Genomic DNA, 12,917 nt, shown 5'->3' on the forward strand with positions numbered 1-12,917 from the left:
AAAAGTTCTTTTGTACAAATCATTGACTATCAAACAGGTACAGCTCGAGATAAGCAATTAAAAGCGCAGCAATTATTAGTAATTTCTGAAGAGTGATAATTTCCTTTACTTCCTCTTGAGATTTTTGAATCACCTTTTGTAAGTCTTTGCCTGGCATTATTGGGTTGCATGCCTTTATAAGAACAACAAGACCCAATAATTGATAATTGAAAATCAATAGGTTACATGTTAACTCGTTTATTGATGCTCTGCTGAAAATTCACAATGTATCCTATGAACCTGGTATACAAAAGTTTTTCATAGAGGCTAATTCGGAAAATTTGCTTATCACTACTTCTATTTGTTGTAATGATCCGTTTGTATTTGTGGCCCAAATAATAGGTGCAATAATTTCTTTATTTAATTGCTGTAAAAGCTGTGGATTATCAAATAAAGTTTTTAACTCAGATTTATATGTTTGCAAAGCAGTAGATCTATCTGAATAGCCGAGGGTTCTTATGACTTCCTGTTTTAAATTGCTGCCATCATTACTTGCCAATAAACAATAAATAAGCAAATCAGATATAGGTTTATCATGGGCATACTTTTGGAGCAGTCCTCTAAATAGATTAGCGCGGTTTTTTCCTCGATCATAATCAAACCAGAAAGAAAATATATTCATGGTGGACTTATTCCGATTCTTAAGATAGCTTTGAATTGCAGCTAATGTACCATTGGGTGGCGATATTGCTAATTCATATTTTTCTAAGGCCAGAGCTTGTTTATTTAATAGAACCAAACGACAATACAACGTTTGCATTTTATAAGGATTCTTTTTTATTAGCTTATCAAGATTTTCGGTTACTTTATTGAAAACGCTTTCGAGACTAGGATGCAGTTGATGTTGCAAAGATGTGTAATCTTTTTTTATATCCAAAAGTTCTTGATTTACAGCTTTTCTTAATTCTGATTCATTTTTACCATCCATCATCGAGCTTCGACGTATAATTGTATGTTCCATTTTACCTGGGAACTTAGCATAAATGTTTTTAACAACCTCATCTGTTTCATATAATGGTTCTTCTGTAGAACCTATTTGATATACATCTTTTATTTCCTTATTTAAGGAAGCTAACCTTTGAAATAATATATCAATATTAAAATCTATCTCATCAGAATCGATTAATTTATTGACCTCTTCTTGGAAAATGCTTATGGATTTTTTATGGAGTTTAATTAAGGCCTCGAAATCTTTTTGGGGGTTGAATACTATGCCGTGTTGACTTAAATCTTGAGCAGAGAATTCGATTGTATTTAATACGTGATTTGGATACTGATCATCAGGATGAATTGTAATATCTTTCCATAAAATACCATGTCTTGTTTCCCACTCATTATTACGCTCAAAAGTATAAGCAAATGGAGTAGGAATGTTATTCAATAAAATTGGTTTGTCACCGGGAGCGACAGAGGATCTTAGAGGAACATTCTTCTCTTGCAACCTTTGCCAAAGAGTACAAAGTAAGTGCTTTAGCTGGGGTAGCTGACTAACATCGCAGTCATTGAAAAGATAAATACAAACTTCTTTCCCCATTTGATCTCGATCGCATCCTCGTTCATCTCTTGTTCCATAAAGCCAGTTCTTATTTAATGGTTTTTCAAGTTCTTCGGTTCTTCTATATTTCGCTAATCCCGTGACTTTATAATAATTAATTAAAGGATGATTTTTTAAAAGCTGCTCGAGGATATCAAAAACAATATCTGAGTTATTACCACAAGCTAACCATTTAGTATCGATTCCAATACGTAATTGATAGTTAAAAAATTCCCTACTTCTTTTCGTGCCTGCTCGATATATTACATTTCTGTAATCAAAATCAGTTTTTTCTTTTGCCATTTACCGCACCTCTGTAGTCATCACAGGAATTGAGTTTTCAATTAACTCCTGACCTTTCGATTGGTCATCTTTTTTATCTTTTGGAAACATACCATGATGTTTGAGGTAATAAGATTTTACGATGGTTTTTACATAAATACGGAGTTCAGCATCGGCATTTATCGTTTGCCTGTAAACGTCATCTTGGTACAATGAACAAAGGGTTCTAGCCAATTTTTTTGGTTTACCTGATTTCTCTTTATATTCTGGTTTATCTATGTCCTGAGATTCCATGGACTTCATTAGCTCCCTATAACTCATATTTTCACTCAGTTGGTTTTTATAACTATCTGCAGCCAAATGAATAAATTCCTTATGACACCACTCGTAAATAGTAACAAAACCCTCTGAGAGAAATTTTATAGGATAGGAAAAAATGATTAATGGAACAGCTATGAAGAAAGAAACACCACAGGTTAAAAATAGAGTAGCCTGGCTTGTCGTGTCCTTTAGATCAAACAAATAATCTAAAGGTTTCGTAATAATAAAAAGAGGTAAGGCCATCAACAGGCCTATTGTTCCATAAATAATGTTCAGACCTTTGGTAAAATAATCATCTGGAGAATCCCAGCCTATCCAAAAAAACGGATTTGAACCTATATAATTGGAGTAATCATTCAATAAATCAGCTACTTTTTCTATAGAGCGTTTAAGTAAATCGATAAAAGCAACAACAAGCCCTGAAAATAGTCCAATGGACCCACCAAAAAAGATACCTAGATATTCTCCGGGAGATCCAAAAATTTTTCTTAAAAATTTTCCTCCAACAGACTTTCCAAATAAAAATCCTTTCCTAATATAAGATTCAATTCTCATAACCCTCACTCCTAAAAAAGTAATATACAACTTGTATCTGTAGTCGACATTAATTTAGTTATCTGCAAACCTAAAAACTAAAAATATTTTAAAATTTTACTGTTAAAGGATGTCGATTTTCACTTTTTATTTCAGAAGTATTTGTAGCACCTTGAACTTTAAATAATATGACGCCCATGTTAACTCCAATTGCTCAGATGTAGTTAAAAGGAGGCAAGTGAGAAATTCGTTGAAAAGTTCTTTACACGAGTTGCTTCGCCGAATTAAAGTCTCAAGAAAAAGTAATTTACTTTTTCATATTCTTTGCCGCAGCGACAAACCCGTTTAATGATTAAAACTAAGTGATGCACTAGTTCTCTAGCTGTCCATAACGAGAAGATAGGTCGTTAGAAATAGTATACTATTAATATATTAAATTAAAATTAAGTTCACTTATAAAAATTGATAAAAAAATGCAATTTGAAATTACAAGTAACTAAATATTTTCTGCGGTGTGTTTACAAATTGATCCTCACCGCCTAGGCAACTAGGCTTGCTTGAGGCTCCAGGGAAATGTTCAATTGAGAGCAAGTTTTTTCATATAAGTCATCCCAAGCAGGATTCATTTTCTCACTTAAATTTAATTTCCTCTGCCTTTGGTCACGCATGCTTACCGAAAACTCAGAATGTACCGTATTGGGAAATTTTTGTCCTTTCTGGGAAATATGGGTTTATTCCCTACTCTAAAATATATCATTTTATTTTTTGAATATTTAAAATATCAAATCCTTCTATATCTATATTTTGGTGCTATATCCGAAATGGGATTTGGTATTTTTCCGTCCGGTCATATTGGCATTTGTCGATTCCCTTGTGATGGATGCCAAGTGCCTGCTCGTAAGCTCCCACTGTAGATTACAATTATAATATTAATAACAATGGCCAGTTTTCCAGAAGTTCCTTGTTTTACTGACTGTAAACACAATGGCTTAGTAACAGTTTTAGCTGTTTTCCTAGCTACTTTCTTTAGGATTGTAAATTTACTTTTTTGCTCCACAATCGATATTACTGCTTGCTGATGTGATGAGCGTCCGAAAATAATAGAGGAAAAACACGCCTAATTGATTGGGAGATCGATACAATTATCGGAGAGTTTGTAGATCGGCTAGTGACCCCTGATATCAAAAAAATGGAAATGACATATTAATATAATTGATTGGATATACTTTGCTCAAAAAGATTAAAATGGCAACTGAAAAAAATAGAATAGATAATCATCTTAGATTCAGGAGTTTTTTATGGCCCAAATGAAGCACGAATCAGTACAACCCTCAACGCCTGCAGAAGGAATGACGAGTAGCTGGATCACCGTTCGAGTGGTTGACAATGAATATTATAAATATCTAATGATTCTAAATGATAATGATAGAGATGATATCTATATCTCTGCTGAGGATTTTGCTTCTAGACCCTACGAAGCAATTAGCAAAGCGATTGAACAACAGCTGCGAACCCGCCCTCTCTTATTTACTAAGAAAATGGAGAGGACCAGTGTAAAAGGAATGGAAGTAACCTCTACCTCCTTTGATACTTATCTCGCCACCTACCTTGTAGAAGTTCAGATTCCTACTTCAAGGGTAGAAGCAACAAAGAAAAATACGACGACGCTTTATCAAAATGCTTTTGAGCTACCTCAAGGTAGCTCAATTAATCCTGGCCAAGTTAAACGCCTGGTACTTGATGTATTGAAATTGGAACGCCATATCCTTTTATTTGCCAATAATCCTACAAAAGAACTTGCAAGCCATGAGATTGCAGTATTTAAAGAAAACGATAGTTGGTTTTACTGTTTAGCTGGTGAGAAGCAGGTTTATGAATTGCCTAACGAATATGCTCCTAATTGGAGACAACCTTTTTATAGTATCTTAGATTTTTTTAGAGATGATTTAGTACAGCGAGGACGCGAATATAAAGATTATTGTGATAGTCGTTATGGGGACAATGCAAAAGTGCTCGCAATGCAAATTTTGACCCAAATAGCTGCGGCTGGGCATATACCCAAAGATTTCGGACTTAATTATCATTTTCCTTTGGAGTTGTCTTGGAACTATGATCCTATTAATTTAGCTCTAATGCTCAACCAAGCAGCTCTGCAGTCTGGATCCAATTTTTCCCAATTATCACCAGAGTTGCTCGCAATTATTTTTGCTGAGGCAACAGGTAAAAAAACCGCACAAGTTAGTCCTTACATAAGTCAAATGAATGCTTGTGTTAAGGATGTCTATAATAACCAAATTGCCCCCCAACTGATTTGTAAGGCAGACTGGGGACAAACACCAAGTCTAACGCTCTTCTGCCCTAATGATTTAGCGCTTGTGGATAAATTTTATAAAACAGGATTGCTTCCATTTAGCGAGTTTGTAAAATTAGACAAAAATAATTATCAAATTACGATTCAAAGCTCAAATGGACCTGGGTGCAGCGGGGTTTATAAAGCGAATCAAGGCCGGGAGCTCGCTATTGCTTTTGCTTCGCAAAAGGAGCGGGATGCTTGGGTCAGTATCATGGGGTTGAAACATGATTTTTATAATGAAGGTGTTGGTATTTGGAAGGATCACCCCAATAGTATCTACTTCACCGAAAAATATTTTACCATTCAAGAGGTGAAGCAATACCTGGCGCAAAAACAACAAGAACAAGAAGGATTTAAGCTGTACCTTGAGGAAGCCGCTCAAGATTCTAGCAGCCCTCAAGTTTCTTTAAGTCTGTTTAGCAATTTACTCACAGCAAAGAGTATGACTCAGCATATGACAGAAAGTTTAAAAACCTGTAATGAGCAGATTGTAGCCTCTAAATTGTTGTTAGATGTTCTTAGAAATAAAATTTCTGTGGAAGATGTACAGGAGAAATATGCACCCTTTGTTTCCATTATTAAAGAAGAAAAGGCTTTAGCTAACATTTGGGAGCAAATTGAAAGGAAAAGAACTCTTTCTCAAGGGGTATAAAAAGCCTTGATTATGCTGCGCTGTATCAAGGCTACCATGCAAGTATTGTAGTCGCTTAGTCTTGATACAGTGCTAATTATTATTTATGTAGTTGACGCTAATCACTTTAAATTTTTGATATTTAATCAACCCTGTTATTTACTTAAATAGTACCTCATAGATTTAGGTGCCCTCCTTTGGTGATTAGGAGCTCTCATATTAAGGCACTTGAAAGTGCAATTATTCCTTTTATAAAATTGGCTAAATCCGAATTAAAAACCCCGATCATTGATTTTTATGATTCAAGAACAGAAGATTAACGATCTTTTAAACATTTATTATGGAATTGATATTCACGGGGCACAACTCATCCTGGGTGGTGCTGATCTGAACGCTTTTGGATATAAAGCAGATTCTAAATCCAATTCTTATTTCGTAAAGCTTAAATATGGAGTTCATAATGAAATTAATTTCTCAATTATCCGTCTCTTGCATGATTCAGGAATAAAAGAAATTATTTTTCCTATCCATACAATCGACGGAAAATTATTTCAGCAATTGGATCATTTCAAAATAATTGTATATCCATTTATTAATGCGCCAAATGGTTTCACGCAAAATTTAACAGAAAAACAGTGGAACCAGTTTGGAAAAGTATTAAGGCAAATTCATGAAACAGCAGTTCCCGCCTCTATTCAACATCAATTAAGAAAAGAAACCTACTCTACTCAATGGCGTAAAATTGTCAGGTCCTTTTATAGTAAAATTGAATTGGATGCGTCAGATGATAAGATTACTGCTGACTTCAAATCTTTTTTTAAACAAAATATCGACTCAATTCATCAATTAGTTGATTCCTCAGAAGAACTATCTAAAACAATTCAACCTGATTTAACCAAGTATGTTTTATGCCATTCTGATGTACATGCAGGCAATCTATTGGTTAATGGGGAGTCTATATACATTATTGATTGGGATGAGCCCATTTTAGCTCCCAAAGAACGAGATTTGATGTTCATTGGAGCTGGCGTTGGTAACGTCTGGCATAACCCTCTTGAAATCCATTACTTTTATGAAGGTTATGGTCAAGCAAACATCGATAAAACAATTTTGTCCTATTACCGGCATGAACGAATCGTCGAGGATATTGCCGTGTATGGACAAGACTTGCTTTCACGTGCTCAAAACGATCAGTCCAGACTCGAAAGTTTTAAACATTTTAAGGATATGTTTGCTCCAAACAACGTTATTGAAATTGCTTTTGCTACAGGACATTAGAAACCTCTGTGCAATCAATTATTTCTACGTGCAGTTTAACCGCTCATTTCTATTGAATGAAGAAACTGGATTTTTTAGATAAGCTCTTAACTACCTCCTCGATACACTCCTCTACCCCACTTCTGAAACTGACAAGATCCGCGGCTGTTTGTCCTCGCTTATTGACAATGGTGCAGTCAACACGCTTATCTTGGAGCAAACGCTTCACACAGTTCAAATGACCGCGCTCCACAGCATCATGCAGAGCTGTATAACCTATATTATCCTGTTGATTGGGGTTGAGTTTAGGATCAGCAAGGAATAGTTCAAGCACCGCGACATCTCCAATGGATGTGGCCCAGAACAGGATGGGCTCAGATGTTGCAGTACAAGCATTAATATCAATACCTGGGGTTTTTAGAAGCATTTTGACAATGTTGAACGCGTCGTTATATTCCTCTCCTTTTTTCCCGGCCAGTTTTTGTATTGCCTCTGTCAAAGGAGCGGTGCAATAGTGGTCGCTCGTTTTGACTACTTTGACGTCAGGATAAGTGAATAAAAATCCGCGGATGGCACGTACATCGTTGGTACGAATAGCTATAATTAAATAATCTATATTTTCCTTTACAATACCAGGATTGCTATTTTTAAATGCCTTAAAATATTTACGATCCGCTTTTCTTTCGTGTTTCTCATGTATAAGGAGTTGTTGCATTTCGGTATCTCTGGTCATATTTACCACAGAATCACCACGATATGGGCGTTTGAATAATGTCCCTGGATATTGAAGCAATAACCTTACTGTATCGGTATGTTCATTTTTAAGAGCTAATTGTAACGGTGTAATCCCATTCACATCTTTTGCTGCCGTATGGACATCACCATAATACACCAGGCTCTGAAGATTTTCATTTTGACCTGATAGAGCTGCAGCATGAACAGGGGTTCTGTAGCTATGCGTAGTTTTTTTCATAGCCTCTGGATGAAACTCCATTAACGAGTTTAAAATCTTTGGATCTTTAGAAGCAGCATAATAAGCACTATATTCGCTAGGTTTGGCACCATGATTTAGTAAGGCATTTACTAAGTCAACTCTATTCATCCTAATGGCGCAGTCTAATGCATTGTCATCTTTTGTCTTTGTTGTATCTGCCCCAGCCTTAACCAATAGATCAATCATCTCAACAGATTGTACCAGGCATAATGGTTCTTGGTTGTGCCAATTGGGTTGATCCACTGCATTGGGGAACATCTGGATAAGTGAAGCAGCAAGAGCAAGGTTATTATTCATTACTGCAAAATGCAATAAATGATATCCTTGGAACTGTTGTTCCGTTAAAGAGGAGGATTTTAATTCGTCTAAATCTTCATGAGTCACTTTATCATTAAGGAAGCGGTCTAATAACTGCAGCCGAGAATTCATTTCAGGAACACGTGTTATTTGAAGAGACTGTAATTGTTTATCAAACTCCTCTCTTGATTGGCGTGTAGCTTTCAGTAACCAACCTTTCACCATGAGTTCAATCTGTAAAATCTCCTGATTTTCGTCTGAACTGAAATGGTCGGTTAATAGCGTCCTTATTAAATCCAGTTTGCCTTCAGGTAGTAACTTTTGGGTAATTAACCGCATTAACAAATGGGGCAATGTTGGATTATTAGCGTATAGAAAAAGATATTCGTTCAAAAAGAATTGTTCAAAAAACCGAATCGTATCGGTAAAAAGCTCATCGGCTATGCTTTCAGGTAAAAATAAGCGATATTTTATTTTTAAAGCGATTAACTTATTGTGAAGATCGCAATTCCCTACTGTTTGAAACTCTCCATCAATACTATCGTGATAGACAAGACCGAGAGTTTCATGCAAATCTTGTTGGATGAATGTTTTATTTGCCTCATAGCTATCTTCATAAAGAGTGGCAAATACTTTTTTTGTTACATTCTCAGATTTGGTAATTGTGTAATGCTCTGTTGTACTGTCAGTACTGCATCCTCCGCCATTATTACGATATAAGTCTTTTTGTTTGATGATAAGATCGATACCATGCCCAGGCCAACCAGTGAATAATTCCACCCCTGACTTTTTACTGTCCTCTTCCATAGATAACCAATAATCATCCGTGTATGGGAGCATACCCGAATAATTCGCCAGAAAATAATAGCGCATTGCTTTTATTGTCATATTTCTAACTTGCCGAATAGCGTCCTGGTGTTCTATGTAGCTATCATTTTGCTCACAATGAGACATGTAAGCATTCATCAAATGCACTATAAATGGCGCTGTGTAAAATGAATTACTCCCTGTAAGTCTAACAAGATTGCCGTCGACAGGTATTGATCCACTCAATGCAAATAAATGGCCGAACATTTGAGTGTCTTTCTTGATAGAGGAAAATGTTTTAGTTTGTAGATGATGTTCTTCAAAAGCGAGGGCACTGTCACTGAAATCATTGATGTTATTGGAAGAAAAATTGAATTTGCAGATATAACTTAATGCGTTGGAACGCTCATTACTACCCTCTTTGGTTAAATTTTTTATATGACGAATAACAACATTGAAATCCAAATCAGGTTTAAGCGTCTTAAAATGGCTGTTTATTTTTTCACTTTTATACTGAGGATTATAAATCGCGACAAGAGCGAGGCAATACTCGACATCTACACTAATACCTGTTGTAACAATCGATTGAGTTAAATCGAGGATTGTCCCTTCAGAAACACCATTTTGATGAAAATTAGCGAACGCCTCACCTATTATCTTTTTAAGAAGCCCTGCAGAATTCTCCTGATTTTTACATAGTTCAATAATGGTGACGAATTTGGAGCTGATGCTCCAATCATCCATAGCAAGTAACGCACTTAAAATTGTTCTTCCATCTGAATATGTATCAAAGAGTGATGAGGGATGTATCTTAACTAGCGTTAATAACAGGTCGTTTCGGATTGTATCGGATCTACACGCTTTGTTTTCGAAAATCAAATCAAATACTGACTTACCATCATTATTTCTATGTGTGACGTCAATACCTCTATTAATAAGCAAAGGTGAAATTTTTTCAGCACTGAATTTTTGAGAAATAATCGCAAGTTGGAGGTAATTATTTCCATCATTATCTACGGCATTGATATCAAACAATTCATGATTAACTAATGCATTAACATACTCCATGTTACTCGATTGTTTTCCCTCCAGGGCTAGAGCCAAAGCAGTTTTTCCATTATCATTTTTGACGTTAGGATCTGTCCTTTTGTGGTTAATTACACTGACTAGTTGATCTCTATATTTGAACATATCCTTGAACATCATATGGAGCAAAATGGTGTTATGTTCAGATGTTTTCTGATTAGGATCAAACTTATCATGGGCTATTAAAGCTTTTAGGGAATCACTTGATCGATAATCTGTGGAGTTAAAAATGCATTCGAAAAGAGTCTGGCCGTTTGCCAATGTTTGATTGACATCAAAGTCGTCATTTCTAAGTAATAAGTCGAAGGTATCATATTTTAAGTAATTTGCCAGATTATCCGTTCGTATCTGTTCTATATAGTAACCCAAGAACCCATTACCTTGCCTATCGAAAACATTTACATTTGCGCCTGCTGTCATCAACGCGTTGAGGTATTCAGAAAAATTTATTTTTTTTGCATGTTCCGATTTAGCTAATACATGCAGTATCGAATCCCCATCATCAGTAACATCAGAAATTGCAAATTGGTTTTCTTTAAGTTTTGTTAAAATCTCATCCGGTTGCTTCACTTCATTGATAAGAGCAAGAAGACTTATGGTGTCCATTAATAATCCAATATGGTATTGAAAATAGCCCGAAGTATGCCAGAATAATCTTAATAAAATATTAAGGAATAGGCTTTTATTTGCTCTACGAATTGGTCATTAAAAGCGATTTCATCACAACGTCAGGTCATTTTAAATTTGATGTTTTATGATAAGATTAGTGCTGGCTTCAAATATTTTTCAATCATATCGAATTAACTCCTCAATTAGTTGATTCGTCAGAAGAGCTATCTAAATAATTAATCTGATATAACTAAATGCTAAAAGGATACTATTTGGAAACGAAAATATGAGATATCACTTTATTTCACTGATACTTATTCCTTTAGCTTTTAGTGGAAATTCTTTTTCTCAACAACAAAAAGTATATCAACCCCAATTAGAATCTGTGACAATTAGGTCTATTCATAATGCCATTCAATCTCATCAACTCACTTGCTTTGATCTAGTAACTAAATATATCGAGCGGATAAAAAAATATAACTTAAGTGCCAAAAACCATGCCCCAATCAATGCGTGGAGCGAGATCAATCCTTCTGTTATAGTACAAGCACAACAATTAGATGCTTCCTTTAAAAATACAGGTCAGCTATTAGGCCCCCTCCACTGCATTCCAATTATATTAAAAGATAATATTGATTCATTTGATACAACTACAAGTTCTGGATCCTATGCGTTATTAGGCAGCCAACCAATTCGTGATGCTTTTCTGGTAAAAAAATTACGTAATGCTGGGGCTATTATTTTAGGAAAAGGCGGAATGGATGAGTTTGCTTGGGGCATAATTGGAATAAGTAGTCGTAGTGGCAGAATTGGTAATGCTTTTGATCCCAATAAAAACCCTGGAGGATCTAGTGGTGGACCGGCAGCTGTCGTCAGTGCAAGTTTTGCTTTACTCGGTATTGGTACAGATAACAGTGGCTCGGTCAGAATTCCAGCTGCATTTCACGGTTTAGTTGGATTACGCCCAAGTACTGGATTAATTAGTCAACAGGGTATTTTTCCTATGGGAAATCTGGATGGAACAGCAGGCCCTATTGCACGTACTACAGAAGAACTCGCCATTTTGTTGGATATCATCGCTAAACCAGATTCACACGATCCAAAGACTCTTGATATTCCTAGAGTAAAAACTTACACGGAGTTTCTAAAGACGAATGGATTAACTAAAAAGCGAATTGGTATTGTACATCACGTCAACGGCATTAATACATTTGATAAGATGCCTCCGCACATTTTAAAAATAGTACGAAACGCGACTCAAAATATGCGGAAAATGGGTGCATCGCTTATTGATATTGATCTTCCACGATTTAACAATAATCGAAAAAATAACCAAGCAGGAGAAATTCAAGATGTAAATGAATATCTAGCTTCTTTTCCATCAACACGGAAAAATTTTCAGGATATTTGTGAGTCTAATCGCACGCGAAATTTCGGCACAACTAAAGATTGCCTTCACTTTATCAAGAATATGGCAAGCAAGAGCAGTAAGTCTTATAAACGAGCACAATCTATAATTGCCCAAAATAAAATCTATGTCCAAAAGATTATGAAAAAAAATAACTTAGATGCTCTACTTATACCAATAACTACTCATGGAACGGCGACATATGATGGAATGACCGTAAATACTTGGCGTGCCCCGGTCTCATCTAACTCAGGTCTTCCTTCTATAAATATAAATGTTGGTTATAGTGATGACATGCATATGCCTATTGGAGTTGAATTAGTGGGAAAACAGTTTCATGAAGGCACATTGATTGAAATTGCTTATGCTTATGAAATGCATACTCCTAAAAAAATCAATCCAACTATGCCAGAAGAAAGTTCAGAATTATTAAATTTATCAATCCCAGAACTGAATAATTTATTTACCTTACTTGGTAAAAATGCATATGATAAAGTTTTAATACATAATAAAGCTGGTGAATTAACTCCAGAAAAATTCCAAGAAATTACGGTTGATACTATTGAAAAAATGAAATTGAATTTACAATGAATAATAAATGTTCTTTCTACCTGATACTTTTCCGAACCTCATCATGATTTAAAATGGATTCACATATTGTTGAACTATATCCCTCGTTATGCAAACTTAATGACCCAATTTATTAGTGTTCAATTTTCTTTATAAAGATCGGGCTGAGTGCTTGAAAAACAAATAGTTTAATAT

General features: G+C 35.3%; 6 protein-coding genes. 3 read left to right on the forward strand and 3 right to left on the reverse strand.

Annotated elements, in window-relative coordinates:
- Positions 1–271: 271 nt before the first annotated feature.
- Together DGG96_RS19125 and DGG96_RS19130 are read right to left on the reverse strand one after the other, a co-directional pair.
- Positions 272–1,876 (reverse strand): cytochrome P450 family protein, encoded by a 1,605-nt coding sequence (locus tag DGG96_RS19125; protein ID WP_110144048.1) that lies wholly within the window; start codon positions 1,874–1,876, stop codon positions 272–274.
- Positions 1,877–2,731, reverse strand: coding sequence for a hypothetical protein (locus tag DGG96_RS19130; protein WP_110144049.1), 855 nt, complete (start codon positions 2,729–2,731; stop codon positions 1,877–1,879).
- A gap of 1,277 nt (positions 2,732–4,008) precedes the next feature.
- Between DGG96_RS19130 and DGG96_RS19135 the strand changes: the two genes are divergently transcribed.
- Both DGG96_RS19135 and DGG96_RS19140 read left to right on the forward strand, forming a co-directional pair.
- Entirely contained in the window at positions 4,009–5,715 is a 1,707-nt protein-coding gene (locus tag DGG96_RS19135; RefSeq protein ID WP_110144086.1) for a hypothetical protein, read from the forward strand.
- A gap of 276 nt (positions 5,716–5,991) precedes the next feature.
- A complete protein-coding gene (locus DGG96_RS19140; RefSeq protein WP_110144087.1) occupies positions 5,992–6,972 on the forward strand; it encodes a phosphotransferase in 981 nt (326 codons plus the stop codon).
- Between the two features lie 49 nt (positions 6,973–7,021).
- On the opposite strand, the gene DGG96_RS19145 is transcribed toward DGG96_RS19140, so the two are convergent.
- Positions 7,022–10,741 carry an ankyrin repeat domain-containing protein gene (locus DGG96_RS19145; protein WP_110144088.1) on the reverse strand — a complete coding sequence of 1,240 codons (3,720 nt, stop codon included), beginning with the start codon at positions 10,739–10,741 and terminating at the stop codon, positions 7,022–7,024.
- 289 nt (positions 10,742–11,030) lie between these two features.
- Here DGG96_RS19145 and DGG96_RS19150 point away from each other — a divergent pair, with 289 nt between their 5' ends.
- Positions 11,031–12,743: an amidase gene (locus DGG96_RS19150; RefSeq protein ID WP_110144089.1), complete on the forward strand. Its 1,713-nt coding sequence runs from the start codon at positions 11,031–11,033 to the stop codon at positions 12,741–12,743.
- Positions 12,744–12,917: the final 174 nt, after the last annotated feature.

Source organism: Legionella qingyii (assembly GCF_003184185.1).